This is a genomic window from Limnohabitans sp. Hippo3, from assembly GCF_003063665.1.
Lineage (GTDB): Bacteria > Pseudomonadota > Gammaproteobacteria > Burkholderiales > Burkholderiaceae_C > Limnohabitans_A.
Genome location: NZ_NESF01000011.1, coordinates 65,375 through 83,960 on the forward strand (window position 1 = coordinate 65,375; position 18,586 = coordinate 83,960).

Here is an 18,586-nt window from a genome sequence, read left to right on the forward strand (position 1 = left end):
GGGGCGGCCTCCTAGAGAGACAGACATGCCGATCACGCTTGAAAAACTCAACAGCGCCAGCCATCACGATGCCGCGCAGATGCTCGACGGCCTGTACGAGCACTCGCCCTGGATCGCCGAGCAGGCGCTGGCGCAGCGCCCCTTCTCCTCGCTGGCCCACCTGAAGCACGCCATGTGCGAAGTGCTGGCCAAGGCCGGGCGAGACGCGCAGCTGGGCCTGATCCGCGCCCACCCCGAGCTGGCGGGCAAGGCCATGGTCAGCAAAACCCTCACCGCAGAGTCCACCAACGAACAAACCAAGGCGGGCCTGACCGACTGCACGCCCGATGAGTTCGCCAAGATCCAGAAGCTCAACGCCGACTACAACGCCAAGTTCGGCTGGCCCTTCATCCTGGCCGTGCGCGGCCCGCGTGGCCTGGGCTTGAACAAGCAGCAGATCATCGACGCGTTCGAGCGCCGCCTGCACGGCCACCCTGACTTTGAATTGGCCGAGTGCCTGCGCAACATCCACCGCATCGTCGAGATCCGCCTGAACGACAAATTCGGCGTGGAGCCCACACTCGGCCACCAGGTCTGGGACTGGCAAGAACAACTCGCGCAGCACTCTGACCCAGGCTTTGCCGAAGCGGGCCAGCTCACGGTGACCTACCTCACCGACGCGCACCGCGCCTGCGCCCAGCGCATCACGCAAAACATGCGCGACTGCGGTTTTGACGAGGTCTATACCGACGCCGTGGGCAATGTGGTGGGCCGCTACCACCCGGCTGTTGCTGGCGGGAAATATTTGCTGACCGGCAGCCACTACGACACCGTGCGCAACGGCGGCAAGTACGACGGACGCTTGGGCATCTTTGTGCCGATGGCATGCGTGCAACAGCTGCACCAACAAGGTAAGCGCCTGCCCTTCGGCATCGAGGTCGTGGCCTTTGCCGAAGAAGAAGGCCAGCGCTACAAAGCCACTTTCCTGGGCTCGGGCGCACTCATTGGCCAGTTCAATCCCGCCTGGCTGGACCAACAAGACGCCGACGGCATCACCATGCGCGCGGCCATGCAGCACGCGGGCTTGAACATCGACGACATCCCCAAAATCCAGCGCGACCCGGCGCAGTATTTGGGCTTTGTCGAAGTCCACATCGAGCAAGGCCCGGTGCTCAACGAGGTGAACATCCCGCTGGGTGTGGTCACGTCGATCAACGGCAGCGTTCGCTACCTGTGCGAAGTGATCGGCACGGCCAGCCACGCAGGCACCACCCCTATGGACCGCCGCCGCGACGCGGCCTGCGCCGTGGCCGAACTGGCGCTGTACATGGAGCAACGCGCCGCCCAAGACGGTGACAGCGTCGCCACCATCGGCCAGCTGCAAGTGCCCAATGGTTCGATCAACGTGGTACCGGGCCGCTGCCTGTTCAGTCTGGACATGCGCGCCCCTACCGATGCACAGCGCGACGCACTGGTGGCGGATGTGATGGCGCAACTCGACCAAATTGCCGAGCGCCGGGGTGTTCGCGTCAAAGCCGAAATGACCATGAGCGCGGCCGCCGCGCCCAGCGCCCCCGAGTGGCAAGCCCGCTGGGAACGCGCCGTGAGCGCCCTGGGCGTGCCGCTGTTCAAACTGCCCAGCGGCGCAGGCCACGACGCGATGAAGCTGCACGAAGTCATGCCGCAGGCCATGCTGTTCGTGCGCGGCGAAAACGCAGGCATCAGCCACAACCCGCTCGAATCCACCACCAGCGACGACATGCAGCTGTGCGTCGACGCCTTCACCCATGTTTTGAACCAACTCTCTCAGGAATTGTCATGAGCGCACCCCACGTCAACCACGAACAACAATACCAACAACTCGACGCCTGGATCGACGCGCACTTTGACGAGCAGGTCAAGTTCCTGCAGGCACTGGTGCAAGTGCCCACCGATACGCCACCGGGCAACAACGCGCCGCACGCCGAGCGCACCGCTGAACTGCTCAAGCCCATGGGCTTTGAGGCCGAAAAACACCCCGTACCCGCCTCCGAAGTCAAAGCCTACGGCCTGGAGTCGATCACCAACCTGATCGTGCGCCGCAAATACGGCGAAGGCAAAATCATTGCCCTGAACGCCCACGGCGACGTGGTGCCCCCCGGCGAAGGCTGGACCCACCCGCCCTACGGCGGCGAAATCCACAACGGCGCGATGTACGGCCGCGCCACCGCCGTGAGCAAGTGCGACTTTTCCACCTTCACCTTTGCCACGCGGGCGCTCGAATCACTCAAGGCCCCACTCAAAGGTGGTGTGGAACTGCACTTCACCTACGACGAAGAATTTGGCGGCGAAATGGGCCCCGGCTGGCTGCTGGCCAAAGGCCTCACCAAGCCTGATTTGATGATCGCGGCAGGCTTTTCCTACCAGGTCGTCACCGCGCACAACGGCTGCTTGCAAATGGAAGTGACGGTGCATGGCGAGATGGCGCATGCCGCCATTCCCGACAGCGGCACCGACGCGCTGCAAGGCGCGGTGCACATCCTGAACGCCCTGCACGCCCTCAACACGCAATACCTGAAGGTCACGTCCAAGGTGGAAGGCATCAGCCACCCCTATTTGAATGTGGGCCTGATTGAAGGCGGCACCAACACCAACGTGGTGCCCGGCAAAGTCAGCTTCAAGCTCGACCGCCGCATGATCCCCGAAGAGAACCCGGCAGAAGTCGAAGCCAGCATCCGTCAGACCATTGCCGACGCCGCTGCCAGCTTCAAGCCCCCACGCGGCGGGAACGGCCTGCAAGTGGACGTGCGCCGCATGCTGCTGGCCAACGCCATGAAGCCCCTGCCCGGCAACCAGCCGCTGGTCAGCGCCATCCAGAAACACGGCGAACAAGTCTTCGGCGAAGCCATCTCTGCCTTGGGCACGCCGCTGTACACCGACGTGCGCCTGTATGTGGAGCGCGGCATCCCCGGCGTGATCTACGGTGCCGGCCCCCGCACCGTGCGCGAGTCCAACGCCAAACGTGCCGACGAGCATGTGCAACTGGAAGACCTGCGCCGTGCGACCAAGGTGATAGCACGCACGTTGCTGGATTTGCTGGCTTGAGTGCAGCGGTGCCAACGCGCCGCTGTCCAAACCACTTGACCTTGAATCCCCGACCCTGCTACATTTGTAGCAATCAACTTCAAGGTGAATCACATGGGCATGCCTGTACGCATTGACGATGCGCTTTACGAACAAGCCAAAGCGCACGCCAGCGCCGAGCGCCGCACCATCGCAGGACAAATTGAATTTTGGGCGATGGTCGGCAAAGCCGCGCTGGACAACCCCGATCTGCCCATCGATTTTGTGCGCGAACTCATGGTCGCCCGAGCCGAAGGCCCCCTGCTGGCCACCCCGTTTGTGCCCCAGTCCGGCAACACATGAGCGTGCAAGTTCTGCAGAGCGCCGCTTTTGCCAGGGCGTACAAAAAACTGCACACACAACAACAAGCGGATGCCGACCATGCAGTGGTGGCGATCGTGGCCGACCCGGCCTTGGGTGAGCCTAAAAAGGGAGATTTGTCTGGTGTGTTCGTCTACAAATACCGAAGCCAGCAACAACTGATGCTCCTGGCTTATGAGTACGACCCTGGCACACGGATGCTTTTACTCTTGGGCTCTCACGAAAATTTTTATCAAAAACTCAAACGCTGATGGCGCAGGCCTTCATACTTTTTCAATGAATTTTTTGCCTTGATTTTGAACATGGCCACTGCGTACCCCATCGAACTTGAAACCCTGCGCCATCGCGTGCAGGCCTGCACCAGCGACCAGGACGTGGCCGACTACCAGCGCGATGGCGCGGTGTGCATCCGCAACTTGTTCACGCCCGAAGAAGTGGCCCTGCTGCGGGATGGCATCGAGGCCAACCTGGCCCACCCCAGCCCGCGCGGCATGGTGGCCAGTCGGCCGGACGACCCGGGGCGCTTTTTTGAGGACTTTTGCAACTGGCAGGACATCCCCCAGTTCAAGCGCTTCATCTTCGACACGCCCCTGGCCGCACTGGCGCAGCGCCTGATGCAAAGCACCACGGTGCGCCTGTACCACGACCACCTGCTGGTCAAGGAGCCCGGCACACGCCAGCGCACGCCCTGGCACCAGGACCAGCCCTATTACAACGTGGACGGTCTGCAAAACATCAGTTTCTGGATTCCGGTGGACCCGGTGCCCCGCGCTTCCACGCTGGAGTTCATCGGGGGCTCACACCGTGGCCCCTGGCTCATGCCGCGCACCTTCATGACGAACCAGGCTAAGTGGTTCCCCGAAGGCTCGCTGGCCGAGTTGCCCGACATCGACAACCACCGCGAAGACTTCCCCATCCTCGGCTGGGACTTGCAGCCGGGCGATCTGGTGTGTTTTCACATGCTCAGCCTTCATGCCTCAGCAGGCGTGGACGGAACCCGCCGCAGACGCGTGTATTCGGTGCGCTTTTTGGGCGACGACATGACCCACGCCCCACGGCCTTGGGTGACCTCGCCGCCCTTCCCCGGGCTGGACCAGGAACTGCCCGCTGGGGTACCGATGGACCACCCGCTGTTTCCTTTGATGGCGGTCTGAGTCCCCCTGGCTGAAATCTTTTTGGCGACTTTCCCCGAACAGAGGATTGGGGAGACGAGACGGAGCCTGGACAAAGACAGGGTTTTCACGCATCACACCGCCTCTTATTTTGTATACAGTTTAGAACACAAAGAAGCACACATCTAGCTTCTTTGCGGATTTCCCCTCTGTTTACTTTCCAGGAGACCTCTCCATGAGTTCAACCATCCACCCCGTGGACGAGAAATTGCCCAATGGCAAGCTCGCCGCTTTGGGCCTGCAACATGTGCTGGTGATGTATGCCGGCGCGGTGGCGGTGCCCCTGATCGTGGGCCGCGCCCTCAAGCTGAGCCCCGAGCAAGTGGCGATGCTGATCTCGGCCGACCTGTTTTGCTGCGGTCTGGTCACCCTGATCCAGTCGCTGGGTGCCACGCAGTGGTTTGGCATCAAGCTGCCCGTGATGATGGGCGTGACCTTTGCGTCTGTGGCCCCCATGGTGGCCATGGCCAACAACAACCCGGGCGTTCAAGGCGCGGGGCTGATCTTTGGCGCCATCATTGGCGCGGGGGTGATATCGATCTTGATTGCGCCCATCGTGAGCCGCATGCTGCGGTTCTTCCCGCCTGTCGTGACCGGCACCATCATTGCGGTCATTGGCATCAGCTTGATGCGCGTGGGCATCAACTGGATTTTTGGCAACCCCTTCGGCCCCACAGCCCCCAGCATCCCCAACCCGGAACACCTGGCCTGGCTGGAAGCCGCCAAACAAGCGGCCAGCACGGGCGCGGTGCCCCCGGTGCCTGCCGGCATGAACATCGTAGGCTCGGTGCCCAACCCCAAGTACGCCCAGCTCTCGCACATCGGCATCGCCGCCATTGTGTTGGTGTCCATCTTGCTGATCGCCAAGTACGCCCGTGGCTTTTTGGCCAATATTTCGGTGCTGCTGGGCATCGTGGTCGGCGGCGTGGTGGCCACGGCTGCTGGCCTCATGAGCTTCGAAAAAGTCGGCAAAGCAGGCTGGTTCGATCTGGTGCTGCCCTTTGAAATTGCCACGCCCATTTTTGACCCCATCCTGATCCTGACCATGACCCTGGTGATGATCGTGGTGATGATCGAGTCGACCGGCATGTTCCTCGCCTTGGGCGATCTGACCGGCAAAAAAGTCGATCAGAAAATGCTGACGGCTGGTCTGCGCACCGATGGTCTGGGCACGCTGATCGGCGGCATTTTCAACACCTTCCCCTACACCAGCTTCTCGCAAAACGTGGGCCTGGTGGGCGTGACGGGCGTGAAGAGCCGTTTCGTCTGCGTGGCAGGCGGCGTGATCCTGATCGTGCTGGGGCTGTTGCCCAAGATGGCAGCCTTGGTCGAGTCGCTGCCCACCTTTGTGCTCGGCGGTGCGGGCCTGGTGATGTTCGGCATGGTGGCCGCCACCGGTATCCGGATTCTGGCCAGCGTGGATTACAAGGGTAACCGCAACAACCTGTTCATCGTGGCGATTTCGATCGGTTTTGGCATGATCCCGCTGATCGCGCCGCGCTACCTGCAGTGGATGCCGCACAGCATCCACCCGCTGATCGAGTCGGGCATCTTGCTGGCCTCCATCAGCGCTGTGTTGTTGAACCTGTACTTCAACGGCTCCAAGGGCGACAGCAGCGAGGCCATCGAAGCGGCCAAACACGCCGACTCGCATTGAAGACGATCGCCTGAAGACATGGATACCCGGTCAAGCCGGGTATGACGCGCAATTGTCACCCCCGACTTGATCGGGGGGCCATGCCTTCGGTGCAGATGGATACCCGGTCATGCCGGGTATGACAGACATTTGTCTCGCAAAAGCCAAGCACGGTGCTTGGCTTTTTGCTTTTTATGCAGGTAATCCACAGCCTGAAACGGCGCTCAAATAGGTTACGCTTTCACGGCAACCCTCTCTTCATTTGATCTACCGAGACAAGAACAATGAGCCCAAAACCACTTTCCCCCGCCGAAGAAGCCCTGCGCGACGCCGCGCGCGACTACCACCGCTTTCCCACACGCGGCAAGGTCTCGGTCAACCCGACCAAACCCCTGTCCAACCAGCGCGACCTGTCGCTGGCCTATTCGCCTGGCGTGGCTTATCCCTGCCTGGACATCGAAGCCGACCCGTCCAAGGCGGCCGAATTCACCTCTCGCGGCAACCTGGTGGCGGTGATCACCAACGGCACCGCTGTGCTAGGCCTGGGCGACATCGGCCCGCTGGCGGCCAAGCCCGTGATGGAGGGCAAGGGTTGCCTGTTCAAGAAGTTCGCGGGCATTGACGTGTTCGACATCGAGCTGGCCGAGCGCGACCCGGACAAGCTGGTGGAGATCATAGCGGCCATGGAGCCAACGCTGGGCGGCATCAACCTCGAAGACATCAAGGCGCCAGAGTGCTTCTACATCGAGAAGAAGCTGCGCGAGCGCATGAACATTCCGGTTTTCCACGACGACCAGCACGGCACGGCCATCATCGCCTCGGCCGCCATGCTCAACGGCCTGGAGCTGGTGGGCAAGGACATCAGCAGCATCAAGCTGGCCGTCTCGGGCGCGGGCGCAGCCGCCATCGCGTGCCTGGACGTGATGGTGGGCCTGGGCGTGAAGACCGAAAACATTTACGTGTGCGACTCCAAAGGCGTGATCTACGAAGGCCGCCCCGGCGGTTACGACGAGTCCAAAGCCCGCTACGCACAAAAGACCGAGGCCCGCAGCCTGGCCGATGCGGTCAACGGGGCCGACGTGTTCCTGGGCTGCTCGGCCCCTGGCGTGATGACGGTGGACATGATCAAGACCATGGCCCGCGACCCGGTGATCCTGGCCCTGGCCAACCCCGAGCCCGAAATCCGCCCCGAGCTGGCCAAGGCCGCCCGCCCGGACTGCATCATCGCCACCGGCCGCTCGGACTACCCCAACCAGGTCAACAACGTGCTGTGCTTCCCCTACATCTTCCGGGGGGCCCTGGACTGCGGCGCGACCAAGATCACCGAGGCCATGAAGCTCGCCTGCGTGCGCCAGATTGCCGACCTGGCCAAGGCCGACATCAGCGAAGAAGTGGCCAGCGCCTATGCGGGCAAGGAGCTGTCTTTTGGCCGCGACTACCTGATCCCCACGCCGTTTGACTCGCGCCTGATCCTGCGCATCGCCCCCGCCGTGGCCCAGGCCGCCTTTGACTCGGGCGTGGCCACGCGCCCGATCACCGACATGGACGCCTACCGCCAGCAGCTGCAAAGCTTTGTGACGCAAACCGGCATCCTGATGCGCCCCATCTTCAACGCCGCCAAGGCCGTGCCCCAAGGCGCCAAGCGCGTGGCCTATGCCGACGGCGAAGACGAACGCGCTTTGCGTGCTGCCCAGATGGCCATTGACGACAAGCTGGCCCACCCGATCCTGATCGGTCGCCCCGGTGTGATCGCCGCCCGCATCGAAAAAGCCGGGCTGCGCATGCGCCTGGGCGTGGACGTGGACAACGTGAACCCCGAAGACGATCCACGTTTCCGCCAGTACTGGGAGCACTACCACCAGCTGATGAAGCGTAACGGCGCCACGCCCGCCGTGGCCAAGGCAGCGGTGCGCCGCTCCAACACCATCATCGGCTCTCTCATGGTCTCGCTGGGCGATGCCGACGCGATGATTTGCGGCCTGGCTGGCACCTACATGACGCACCTGGAGCGCATTGACAGCATCCTGGGCAAGCGGGCGGGTGTGGGCAACTACGCCGCCGTGAACGCCCTCATGACCAACCAGGGGCCGCTGTTCGTCACCGACACCTATGTCAATGAAGACCCCAGCGCCGAACAACTGGCCGAAATCGCCTGGATGGCCGCCCAGGAAGTGCAGCGCTTTGGCATCGTGCCCAAGGTGGCTTTCCTCTCGCATTCGAGCTACGGCTCGTCCAAGCGGGCGTCCGCCCGCAAGATGCGCCTGGCACGTGACCTGTTCGTGGCGCAGCACCCCGACATCGAGTGCGACGGCGAGCTGCATGGCGACGCGGCCCTTCAGCCCGAGATCCGCAGCGCCTACCTGGAAGACAGCAGCCTCACCGGCTCGGCCAACCTGTTGGTCTGCCCCAACCTGGATGCGGCCAACATCCTCTACAACGTGATGAAGACCACCACCAGCGGCGGCGTCACGGTGGGCCCGATCCTGATGGGCACGGCTGCCACGGCGCACATCCTGACGCCTGCGGCCACCGTGCGGCGCGTGCTCAACATGACCGCCTTGGCGGTGGCGCAAGCGCACCGCTGACGCCTCTGCCCAAGCCTTTCAAAAGCACAGCTTGCTGCACCGCTGGGCCACCCCACTGAGGTGGCTCTGTGCGCAAATGGCTTCAGCCCGAACAAAAGGCCTCATTTTGGTGCATCCAGCCGGTCCGACTGGCACCAAAAGTGGGGATTCCTAGGGGATGGACCTGACACGGCCCGTCAGCACCTTGGTCGATAATGGCACCGATTTTGCTAGACAAGATTCACCGTTTATTGACCCTGGAGCCCACCCATGAACAAGCGTTTCTTACTCAAGGCCACGGCCGCTTTGGCTGCTGTTGCCTCTTTTGGCTTGGCCCAAGCCCAAAGCACCCCCATCAAGTTCCAACTCGACTGGCGCTTTGAGGGCCCTTCGGCTTTCTTCTTGCTGCCTGCGGCCAAGGGATATTTCAAGGACGCCAAACTCGACGTGACGGTGGACTCGGGCAACGGCTCGGGTGGCGCGGTCACCCGCGTGGCTTCGGGCACTTACGACCTGGGCTTTGCCGACCTGGCCGCCCTGATGGAGTTCCACGCCAACAACCCCGATGCGCCCAACAAGCCGGTGGCCATCATGATGGTTTACAACAACACGCCCGCCTCGGTCATGGCGCTGAAGAAGTCCGGCATCAAGACCCCCGCCGACTTGGCTGGCAAAAAAATGGGCGCGCCCGTGTTTGACGCAGGCCGCCGCGCTTTCCCCATCTTCCAGAAAGCCAACAGCATCGGCAACGTGACATGGACCGCGATGGACCCCCCACTGCGCGAGACCATGCTGGTGCGCGGTGACGTGGATGCCATCACCGGCTTCACCTTCACCTCGCTGCTCAACATCGAAGCGCGTGGCGTGAAAGCCGAAGACGTGGTGGTCATGCAGTACCCCGACTTTGGCGTCAAGCTGTATGGCAACGCCATCATCGCCTCGCCCAAGATCCTGAAGGAAAACCCCGCCGCCGTGAAAGCCTTCCTGAGCGCTTTCGCCAAGGGCGCCAAAGAAGTCATCGCTGACCCGGCCAAAGCCATTGAATCGGTCAAGGCCCGCGACGGCATCATCAACGTGGCACTCGAAACCCGCCGTCTGCAGCTGGCCATCGACACCGTGATCAACAGCCCCTCGGCCCGCGCCGAAGGCTTTGGCCAGATCAACGGCCCTCGCATGACACTGATGGCTTCGCAAGTGTCGGACGCCTTCAACACCAAGACCCGCGTGAAGTCCGAAGACATCTGGAACGGCTCGTTCTTGCCCTCGGCCAAAGAGCTGGACATCCTGCCCAAGCCCAAGAAGTAAGTCCACAGCTTCCGGCGGCCCTGTGCGGCCGGAAGCTTTCGGCGCTGAGCGGTTTCCACTCGGCGCTGCGAGCCCACTGGGGTGTGCAACGCGTCTGTGGGCTTTTGCCAAGCCGCACGTGTATACACGCTCGAACACCATTTCAAAGTCACACCATGTCCCAAGACGCATTCGTTGATTTCCAGAATGTCTGGCTGGCCTACAACGACGAGTTGCTGGCGCAAAACCACTTCGCGGTCGAAGACATCAATTTGCAGGTCAAGCAAGGTGAGTTCATTGCCATCGTCGGTCCCTCGGGCTGCGGCAAGTCCACCTTCATGAAGCTGACCACTGGCCTGAAGATGCCCAGCAAAGGCCGCATCCTGGTGGATGGACAACCCGTCACCGGCCCACTCAAGATCAGTGGCATGGCGTTTCAGGCCTCTTCGCTCTTGCCGTGGCGCACCACGCTCGACAACGTGCTGCTGCCGCTGGAAATCGTGGAGCCCTACCGCTCCAACTTCAAGCAAAAAAAGGCCGAATACGTGGAACGCGCCCGCAAGCTGCTGAACACGGTGGGCCTGGGCGGTTACGAAGACAAATTCCCCTGGCAACTGTCGGGCGGCATGCAGCAACGCGCCAGCATCTGCCGCGCCCTGATCCATGAACCCAAAATGCTCTTGCTGGATGAGCCCTTCGGAGCGCTGGACGCCTTCACCCGTGAAGAACTCTGGTGCATCTTGCGCGACCTGTGGACCGAGCAAAAGTTCAACGTCATTTTGGTCACGCACGACCTGCGCGAATCGGTGTTTTTGGCCGACACGGTGTACGTGATGAGCAAGAGCCCCGGCCGCTTTGTGGTCAAGCGCGAGATCGACCTGCCTCGCCCGCGTGACCTGGAGATCACCTACACCCCCGAATTCACCAACATCGTGCACGAGTTGCGCGGCCACATCGGTGCCATGCGCAAGACCGGTGCAGCGATCAACCAATGAGCGGGAGCCGATTCATGAACAACAAAACCCTCGAACGCTGGGCACCCTGGGCCCTGTTGGTGCTGAGCATCCTGATCTGGGAGGGACTGTGCCGCGCCTTCAACGTCTCGGAATTCGTCTTCCCCAGCCCCTCGCGCATCGCGCAGCAAACCATCGAATTCAAGGACGTGATCGCCGGTCACGCCTGGCGCACCTTCTGGGTGACCATGGTGGGCTTTGGCATCGCGATTGTGGTGGGCGTGCTGCTGGGCTTCATCATCGGCAGCTCGCGCCTGGCCTATGCCGCCGTGTACCCGCTCATGACCGCTTTCAACGCCCTGCCCAAAGCGGCCTTTGTGCCGATCCTGGTGGTGTGGTTCGGCATCGGCATCGGCCCTGCCATCCTCACGGCCTTCCTCATCAGCTTCTTCCCCATCATGGTCAACATCGCCACCGGCCTGGCCACGCTGGAGCCTGAGCTGGAAGACGTGCTGCGCGTGCTAGGTGCCAAGCGCTGGGACGTGCTGGTCAAGGTCGGCCTGCCCCGCTCCATGCCTTACTTTTATGGCTCGCTCAAAGTAGCCATCACGCTGGCCTTTGTGGGCACCACCGTGTCCGAGATGACGGCTTCGAACGAAGGCATTGGCTACCTGCTGATCTCAGCCGGCTCGGCCATGCAAATGGGTCTGGCGTTTTCCGGTCTAGTGGTGGTCGGGGCCATGGCCATGATCATGTACGAGCTGTTCAGCGCCATCGAAAAACACACCACCGGTTGGGCGCACCGCGGTTCGCAAGGCGAATGAACGGCTTGCGGGTGAGCGCATGAGCTGGCTCGCCAGCCTGCAGCTGGACTACACGCGCGAATCCGATCGCAGCGTGGCCCGCTACCTGCATAACGGGCCACTGCGCATCCTGCAAAGCCTCTACCCCGAAGGCGATGCGGTCTGCCACAACGTGCTGGTGCACCCGCCCAGCGGCCTGGTGGGTGGTGACACACTTGACATGCACGTCACCGTGGGTGAAGGTGCCCACGGTTTGGTCACCACACCCGGTGCCACGCGCTTTTACCGGTCTGAAGCCGGGCTGGCCACGCAACAAGTGCATGCGCGTTTGGCGTCTGGCGCACGACTCGAATGGTTGCCTTTAGAGGCGATTGCCTACAACGGCTGCGATGCCCTCAACCGCGCAGTTTTTGAACTCGCCCCTGGTGCCGAGTTGATCACCTGGGACATCACGGCGCTCGGCCTGCCCGCCGCCGACCTGCCATTTGCCCAAGGCACCTTCCGCCAGCACCTGGAAATTCCAGGCGTGTGGCTGGAGCGCGGCACCATCAGCGCCACAGACACCCGATTGATGGTCAGCCCATTGGGCCTGGCCGGCCAACGCTGCATGGCCACGCTGGTGTTTGCGGCGGGCAGCGCCATTGCGGCTGAACGCAGCGAACGCGCCTTGGCCTGCGCCCGTGATTTGCTAGAGGCATCGTCATTGCGCTTGACGGCAGGTGCCACATCGCCACACCAGCAAGTCATCGTGCTGCGGGTGCTGTCGCCCGTCACCGAGCCTGCGATGCAACTGCTGCGGCAAGTGTGGGCGGCGTGGCGACATGAGATGTGGGGATTGCCAGGGGCGGTGCCCCGGTTGTGGAATATGTGAATTCAGCGGCTCCGTGCTGGAGCCGAATCGGCCGCCCCGCCGCGTCACCCCCCAACTTGATCATGCTTTCGTCACACACGACTTCATCAAGTTTTCGTCACCCCCAACTTGATCAAATTTTCGTCACCCCCGACTTGATCGGGGGTCCATGACTTCTACTGCTATGGATACCCGCATTCGCGGGTATCCATAGCAAGGATGTGTCAAATCGCCACCAACTACTGAATCTTCTTCGACAGCATCGCACCTCACGGCCTGCTGGCAATCATTGCGCTTCAGTAGAAATCGTGAATATGGTGTCAACCTGCCCAACAGTCACTTTGACATTCACTGGCAGAGCACCCCCTGGTACACCGAGGGTATTGAATGCACCTGTATTGGCATCGAATCTCAACCAAGAGGGCAATGGCAGTCCGTTTTCAAGGCTCACTTTAACTGCTGCACCAGCATTTTTCTGTTGAAGGATTTGTGTTGGTAGAAAAAATACGATCGTTTGTCCCGTATCGACCATTTTCTTGGGCAGAACGACGGAAGCCAGCCCAGATTGTTGTTCAGATGCAGGACGCTTCAGCGTCACACTGACACCCTCCCATGCAGGTGGCGCAGGAGGTGCGTCGTTGAGTTGCTCAACAGATGCTGTGACAGAAAATGGTGGCGCAGAAGAAGGCAAGGCCGCTGCCGTTGTTACCTGAGGGATCGGCGGAACCACAGGAATATTGCGATCGGTAGATGCCGTCAATGCTCGTCTACTCACCGTCAAAACCCCGTTATTGGCAGTGATCAGGTAGTTGGTATTGGTCAGGGCTGAGGCGTCAATCGTGTAGGTGCCAACGCTGCTGGTGTCTGTAGCCATTGTGCTCAGGCTCCCGCTGAGCGTATCGCCGTTGACCAGGCCACGGCTCGTGCCCACGCCGTCAGCTGCCACGGTATAAGTCAACGCTGGGTTGGCTTCGCCATAGGTCTTGTTCTTGGCTTCAGCTGAAACTGTGAGTGGTCGCTGGTTGATGGTCCAATTCACTGCGCTACCAGCGTTGAGTGTGTAGGAACTATTACCAAGGCTGATACCGCTCAAATAAGTCAAGCTGTAAGTGCTGGCGTTGGATGAAGAACTAAGCACTGTGCTCCACAACGGGGTACCCGTCGGGCTGGCATCGCTGACGAGGCTGCCAGCCGCGCTTGCGTCGTACAAGGCGTAGCTCAACGTGGGCGTGTCGCCGTAATAACTGCTACCGCCCACCAGGCGCAAGTAAATCGGCGTGCTGGATATACATGAAACGCCCACTAAGCAAGGGTACCCATTGTTCGTAGTCGCTTGAATCGCCCACACACCACTGCCGGAGGTAAAATCCCAACCAGGGTTTGAATTGCCGTTGGCAGATGTGGCGCTGGTGAAGTTGATCTGTGACTTAAGGTCAGCCGTACTCATGCCATATACGACGCCTGGTGAGTTCGCTCTGCCGTCGCCGTAACCCCTCATAGATGAGACGTTGACTTGGCTGTTATAGAAAGAGTGAGTGATAGCCGGTGCCCAATCAAGAGGTGGAGTGTTGTAAATATCGATAGCGACATCACCAATCAAACCACCAAGAAACGTGCCACCAGTGACTGTACCAACAGCATAACTTCGGCTAATAGATCCAAATGCTCCGTAACCCACCAAACCGCCGCCCGTATTACCAACAGCGATGACATTGCCCGTAGCGTAGCTGTCGCTGATGGCTCCACCAGAGGAATTACCGACTAGCCCGCCTACTCTACTTTCACCAAGAACATTACCCGATGCAAACGACCGCTGAATCGTAGAGTTTCCAGTCAGGCTACCGACTAATCCACCTACATTCTGAACACTCCTGCTACCCGCAGCAGCCAAGGACACTGCCACGCTTGACCAACTATTGACAATATTGACGTTACCGAATGCTTCTCCAACTAGTCCACCTATGGCAGACGTGGAACTGGAGGTGTCGCTCATGTCAAGCGCATCAACTGTGCCTGTTGAATAGCTCCTGCGTATATCAACAGTGTTGGCAAAACCTACAAGGCCACCCGCCCCCCCATATTTGCTCTTTACCGTGACAGCATGGGCATAACTGTCTTGAATACTGGAGTAATTGGCGTCACCGACTAAGCCACCGGTGGAATAATCTAATCCGTTAATGCTCGAAGCAGACACGTAACTATTAGTAATACTGCTGCTGCCGTCCGTAACACCGACAAGTCCACCGACTGCATATCTTCCCGTTATCGTCGCGTTCGAAAGCCCCAAATTGCGTACAGTAGCGTTGGAGACATTACCAAATAGACCCACGTAATCTTGCCCGCCGCGGTTGATGATCAACCCATTGATGGTGTGTCCCAGCCCTTCAAAAACGCCTGTAAATTGGTTGGACCAGTTGGAACCAATAGGCGTGAAGCCAGCACCACTGTTCCAAGTAGAAGTTGTACTGGCATGGATGTCGGCGCCCAGAGCGTAACGTCGGCTTAATCCACCATTCATACCTTGCAGGTCAGCTTCCGTAATGCTGCCTGGATCTCCCAAGCTCGTGATCACTTTGAAAGTTTGCGTGGCGCCTGTCGATCCAAGTTTGGTACTGAAGTTGTCGCCTGCAGGCAAAGAAATAGACACGCCCGACGCCAAGCTGTAATCCGCGCTGCCGCCATTGGCTGTAGCTTGACCGTATTCAAGCGCCAAGGAGGCTGTGCCAGAGCCATTGAGGTTGGCTTTGAACACGATGTTATTGGCGGCATTCAGAGTCAGCTTGTTAGCAGCCCATGTGATGGCGCTGTTGACAGTGATGTTGCCCGTGCTGCCACTTTCACCCGAAACTGTGCTCGGGGTGTTGCTGCCTGTGGTGCTGATGGTCACGTTACCGTTGTCAAGCGCAGTGTCAATCGTAGCTGCCAAACTGCTGTCGATGGTGATGTCCACCGGGTCAATCAGCCATAAGCCATCACGGCCTGATGGCGCTTTGGTGCTGACCTGAAAAGATTCGGCAATGTCCACATGTGAAGCCGATGTTTCGACAAATCCGCCATCCCCACCCAAACCGCCAGCGCGGGCACTGATGGCACCGCTGACCTGGGTTCGGCTGTCCAGGTTGTTCAGATCCGCGATGAGCACCACCGATCCACCGTTGCCAGTGCTCTCGGGCTTGGCGTCGGCCGTGATGCTGCCGCTGTGCCGAATGCTGTCGCTGGCGGTCAGGCGCACGGTGCCGCCGTCGTTGACCAAGCCACCGGCTTCCAGACGGCCGGTGTTGTTGACCACGCCGCCTTGCAGACGACTGGCCGCTTGGGCTGACAGGATGATCAAACCGCCAGGGGCATGAACGGCGTTGCCGTTTTCGACCAGCGCCGCGATGGTGGCGGGCTCAACGCGGATGTTGGTTAGGCGCGATCCATCAAACTGCAGCTCAAACACTTCGCCTGCGGCCAGGGCCACCGTGCCAGCTTGTGCGACCACCACACCCTGGTTGCGCACTTCTGGCGCCAACAGGGCGACGTAGCCACCCAGGTCTGCGGAGATGTGGCCTTCGTTCACCACACGACCCGTCGAACCGTTGCGGCTGAAGTTGAGCCGCCCCGCCATGAAGTCGTCGTTGCCAATGCTGTGTGTGGTGGCTGTGAACGCACCCACGTTGATGGTGGCGTTTTTGCCAAAATAGATGCCGCTCGCGTTGGTCAGGAAAACCTGACCGTTGGCGTTGATGCGACCCATAATTTGGCTGGGGTTGGCGTCAAGCACGCGGTTGAGGATGGTGCTATTGGCAGAGGGCTGCACAAAGTTCACCGAAGCGCTGGCACCCACATTAAAGCTGTTCCAGTCGACCACCGCGCGGTGGCTGGTCTGGTTCACATTCAAGGCCGCGCCGCTTTGCACCACACTGGCTTGACCAGCGACCACTCGCCCGCCAGTGGGCAGTTGGTTGGGTGCCGGTGCAGGCAGTGCTGTGGTGGCGTGTGCCAAGCCTATGCCCATCAAGGCCAGTGCCAGGGGTGTCAGCAGCAAACGTCTGCGGCGCGCACTGCCCGCTTGGCTGGGGGATACGGTGACTGCGCTGGAGCCTGTGCGCTTGCCGCACCCGCTGACCGTTTCTGCCACGGCCACAAAGGTGCCTGTGATGTCGTTCCAGATGCTGTGGAATGTTTTGTTCATGATGCGTCAATCCTTGCGGCCAAATCAGAAGTTCAAGCTGGCGGCGAGCCATACACGGTTTTTATGAAGGCTGCCGTCTTGATCGCTGCCTGTCGTCACGCTTGCGTTGGGGTTGGAGCCAATGCGGCGAGCCAGCGTGGCACTGAGGTTGAAGTCTGTGCTTGCTTGCCAGGCCAGGGTCAGGCCAGCGCCCTTGAGGCTGTAGCTGGGCGAGCCGTCGCGGTTACGAACGCGACCGTGGTCGTAAAAAAGGGCGCTTGACAGCGTGCTGCTGGTGCGCCAGCGCAGTTCAAGCTTGGCCAAATCGCCGCTGCTGCCATGGCCCTCGCTGGAGGGATAGGCCCGTACGCCGTTGGCACCACCCAGATAAAAGCTTTCAGAGGTGTCTAGGTTGTCCGACGAGGCTTGTCCGTTCCAACTGGCAAATGCTGACAAACCAGACGCGATGTTTTGTTGACGGGAAACGGCGTAGTGCCACTTGTTGTAGCGGCTGTCTGTTGTGCCCGTTTGGTTGTCGCGACGGCCGCTTACCCAACCCAACGTGGCAGTGCTGACACCGCCTCCGGCAGCATCGTCGAACGCGTTGCCGGAAAGCGAGACACCCAATGCTTCGGTGGTGTAACGGGTGTTGGACTCGCCAGCCCAGCGGTTATCGAACGACTTGCGGTCGGCTGTCAGTTCTAAAAAGAGATTTTTCAAGCGCGAGCGGATGACCGGATAGCGGGCCTCCAAACCCAGGCTGTGGCTGTTGCCGTCTGCGTCAGCGTTTACGAGTTTGTAGCCCAAGTAAGATGCGTTGGCGCCTACTCGCCAACCATCAGAGCCAACTGGCAGGCCGTAGCCCAAACGAGCGTAGCGCGTGCCCTCGGTAGCCATGACCGTGGCGTTGATCTGGTCGCCTGTGTTGGATGGATTGTTGACATAAAAGCTTGCAGTTGCACGGGCAGTGCCTGTCGAAAGAGCGCCATGGTTATCCGCAAGCATGTTTGCAATGAATACGGGCTCGTCGGTGATTTTCAAGACCAAGTCAGTTTGACCTTGCACCGCACCAGCGCTCAAAGCACCCGACACCGCAATCCCGGGCAGGTCATCGGCCAACAACTGGGCACGGTCCAGTGCAAAAATGTTCAGGGCTTGGCCTGGCGATTGTTGTGCCCCCACAATTTCTAAAACTTGCGCTGCGCTCACCCGTTGGGCTTGTCCTTCAATTTTTGTGCCGCCAAAAACAGCCTCCACCACTTCGATAGTGACCTTGCCGTCGCGAATATCCTGGGGCGGTAAAAAGGCATTGGCCAACCAACCCGCTGTGCGATAGGCCTGCGCGACGGCTGCTGCAGCTTCTTGCAGCTGGGTGTAATCGAGATTGCGGTTGCTATATGCAGACAGAACCGACCCAAGTTGCTCATTAGAGAGCAACGTATTACCTTTGAAAACAAATGTACCGACTGGAACGCTCAGGCTCGATGAGGGGGACGTTGCACCTGGACTGGCTGCGGGTTGGGGCGTGACGCGTGCAGGCAACGTGGCCTGACGTTCGCGCTCGATGCGTTGCTGGAGTACACCTGCGTCGGTGGGCACCTGCGCTTGCGCACCCAAAGACAAGGCGATAAGGGGCATGCTGAACCATGCTGTAGGCAAATCAACTTTAGGCATTGCATCTCTCTTTACGTCAAAACGATGCGGATGCTAGTTGCGGGCCTACAGCCTTCACTTACGATTACTTACAAAAGTGGTTATCCTTGACC

At 60.4% G+C, this 18,586-nt stretch carries 13 protein-coding genes; 11 read left to right on the forward strand and 2 right to left on the reverse strand.

Features of this window, described 5'->3' with window-relative positions:
* Positions 1–25: 25 nt before the first annotated feature.
* The 11 genes from uraD to B9Z34_RS11930 all read left to right on the forward strand — a co-directional run bounded on the left by uraD (position 26) and on the right by B9Z34_RS11930 (position 12,685).
* Entirely contained in the window at positions 26–1,801 is a 1,776-nt protein-coding gene (gene uraD / locus B9Z34_RS11880) for a 2-oxo-4-hydroxy-4-carboxy-5-ureidoimidazoline decarboxylase (RefSeq protein ID WP_108428335.1), read from the forward strand.
* A complete protein-coding gene (locus B9Z34_RS11885; RefSeq protein ID WP_108428336.1) occupies positions 1,798–3,063 on the forward strand; it encodes an ArgE/DapE family deacylase in 1,266 nt (421 codons plus the stop codon). The genes uraD and B9Z34_RS11885 overlap by 4 nt, the downstream gene beginning before the upstream one ends.
* Before the next feature lie 93 nt (positions 3,064–3,156).
* Positions 3,157–3,384, forward strand: coding sequence for a ParD-like family protein (locus B9Z34_RS11890; RefSeq protein WP_108428337.1), 228 nt, complete (start codon positions 3,157–3,159; stop codon positions 3,382–3,384).
* Positions 3,381–3,653: a type II toxin-antitoxin system RelE/ParE family toxin gene (locus tag B9Z34_RS11895; protein ID WP_108428338.1), complete on the forward strand. Its 273-nt coding sequence runs from the start codon at positions 3,381–3,383 to the stop codon at positions 3,651–3,653. The genes B9Z34_RS11890 and B9Z34_RS11895 overlap by 4 nt, the downstream gene beginning before the upstream one ends.
* A gap of 51 nt (positions 3,654–3,704) precedes the next feature.
* Entirely contained in the window at positions 3,705–4,556 is an 852-nt protein-coding gene (locus B9Z34_RS11900) for a phytanoyl-CoA dioxygenase family protein (RefSeq protein WP_108428374.1), read from the forward strand.
* 193 nt (positions 4,557–4,749) lie between these two features.
* Positions 4,750–6,231 carry a nucleobase:cation symporter-2 family protein gene (locus B9Z34_RS11905; RefSeq protein ID WP_108428339.1) on the forward strand — a complete coding sequence of 494 codons (1,482 nt, stop codon included), beginning with the start codon at positions 4,750–4,752 and terminating at the stop codon, positions 6,229–6,231.
* Positions 6,232–6,494: 263 nt separating this feature from the next.
* Positions 6,495–8,795 (forward strand): NADP-dependent malic enzyme, encoded by a 2,301-nt coding sequence (locus B9Z34_RS11910; protein WP_108428340.1) that lies wholly within the window; start codon positions 6,495–6,497, stop codon positions 8,793–8,795.
* A 249-nt stretch (positions 8,796–9,044) separates the two neighbouring features.
* Entirely contained in the window at positions 9,045–10,079 is a 1,035-nt protein-coding gene (locus B9Z34_RS11915) for an ABC transporter substrate-binding protein (protein ID WP_108428341.1), read from the forward strand.
* 155 nt (positions 10,080–10,234) lie between these two features.
* On the forward strand, positions 10,235–11,053 hold the full coding sequence (locus B9Z34_RS11920; protein ID WP_108286289.1) for an ABC transporter ATP-binding protein: 819 nt from the start codon (positions 10,235–10,237) through the stop codon (positions 11,051–11,053).
* 14 nt (positions 11,054–11,067) lie between these two features.
* Positions 11,068–11,835 carry an ABC transporter permease gene (locus B9Z34_RS11925; RefSeq protein WP_108428342.1) on the forward strand — a complete coding sequence of 256 codons (768 nt, stop codon included), beginning with the start codon at positions 11,068–11,070 and terminating at the stop codon, positions 11,833–11,835.
* Between the two features lie 19 nt (positions 11,836–11,854).
* A complete protein-coding gene (locus tag B9Z34_RS11930; protein ID WP_108428343.1) occupies positions 11,855–12,685 on the forward strand; it encodes an urease accessory protein UreD in 831 nt (276 codons plus the stop codon).
* Positions 12,686–12,950: 265 nt separating this feature from the next.
* On the opposite strand, the gene B9Z34_RS11935 is transcribed toward B9Z34_RS11930, so the two are convergent.
* Together B9Z34_RS11935 and B9Z34_RS11940 are read right to left on the reverse strand one after the other, a co-directional pair.
* Entirely contained in the window at positions 12,951–16,841 is a 3,891-nt protein-coding gene (locus B9Z34_RS11935; protein WP_108428344.1) for a filamentous hemagglutinin N-terminal domain-containing protein, read from the reverse strand.
* Between the two features lie 24 nt (positions 16,842–16,865).
* Complete coding sequence (locus tag B9Z34_RS11940; protein ID WP_233249575.1) at positions 16,866–18,419, reverse strand: ShlB/FhaC/HecB family hemolysin secretion/activation protein; 1,554 nt, start codon at positions 18,417–18,419, stop codon at positions 16,866–16,868.
* Positions 18,420–18,586: the final 167 nt, after the last annotated feature.

What these genes read in the sequence shown, in the direction of transcription:
- uraD (WP_108428335.1), top strand. Translation starts at nt 26, where the DNA reads ATGCCGATCACGCTTGAAAAACTCAACAGCGCCAGCCATCACGATGCC.
- B9Z34_RS11885 (WP_108428336.1), top strand. Translation starts at nt 1,798, where the DNA reads ATGAGCGCACCCCACGTCAACCACGAACAACAATACCAACAACTCGAC.
- B9Z34_RS11890 (WP_108428337.1), top strand. Translation starts at nt 3,157, where the DNA reads ATGGGCATGCCTGTACGCATTGACGATGCGCTTTACGAACAAGCCAAA.
- B9Z34_RS11895 (WP_108428338.1), top strand. Translation starts at nt 3,381, where the DNA reads ATGAGCGTGCAAGTTCTGCAGAGCGCCGCTTTTGCCAGGGCGTACAAA.
- B9Z34_RS11900 (WP_108428374.1), top strand. Translation starts at nt 3,705, where the DNA reads ATGGCCACTGCGTACCCCATCGAACTTGAAACCCTGCGCCATCGCGTG.
- B9Z34_RS11905 (WP_108428339.1), top strand. Translation starts at nt 4,750, where the DNA reads ATGAGTTCAACCATCCACCCCGTGGACGAGAAATTGCCCAATGGCAAG.
- B9Z34_RS11910 (WP_108428340.1), top strand. Translation starts at nt 6,495, where the DNA reads ATGAGCCCAAAACCACTTTCCCCCGCCGAAGAAGCCCTGCGCGACGCC.
- B9Z34_RS11915 (WP_108428341.1), top strand. Translation starts at nt 9,045, where the DNA reads ATGAACAAGCGTTTCTTACTCAAGGCCACGGCCGCTTTGGCTGCTGTT.
- B9Z34_RS11920 (WP_108286289.1), top strand. Translation starts at nt 10,235, where the DNA reads ATGTCCCAAGACGCATTCGTTGATTTCCAGAATGTCTGGCTGGCCTAC.
- B9Z34_RS11925 (WP_108428342.1), top strand. Translation starts at nt 11,068, where the DNA reads ATGAACAACAAAACCCTCGAACGCTGGGCACCCTGGGCCCTGTTGGTG.
- B9Z34_RS11930 (WP_108428343.1), top strand. Translation starts at nt 11,855, where the DNA reads ATGAGCTGGCTCGCCAGCCTGCAGCTGGACTACACGCGCGAATCCGAT.
- B9Z34_RS11935 (WP_108428344.1), bottom strand. Translation starts at nt 16,841, where the DNA reads ATGAACAAAACATTCCACAGCATCTGGAACGACATCACAGGCACCTTT.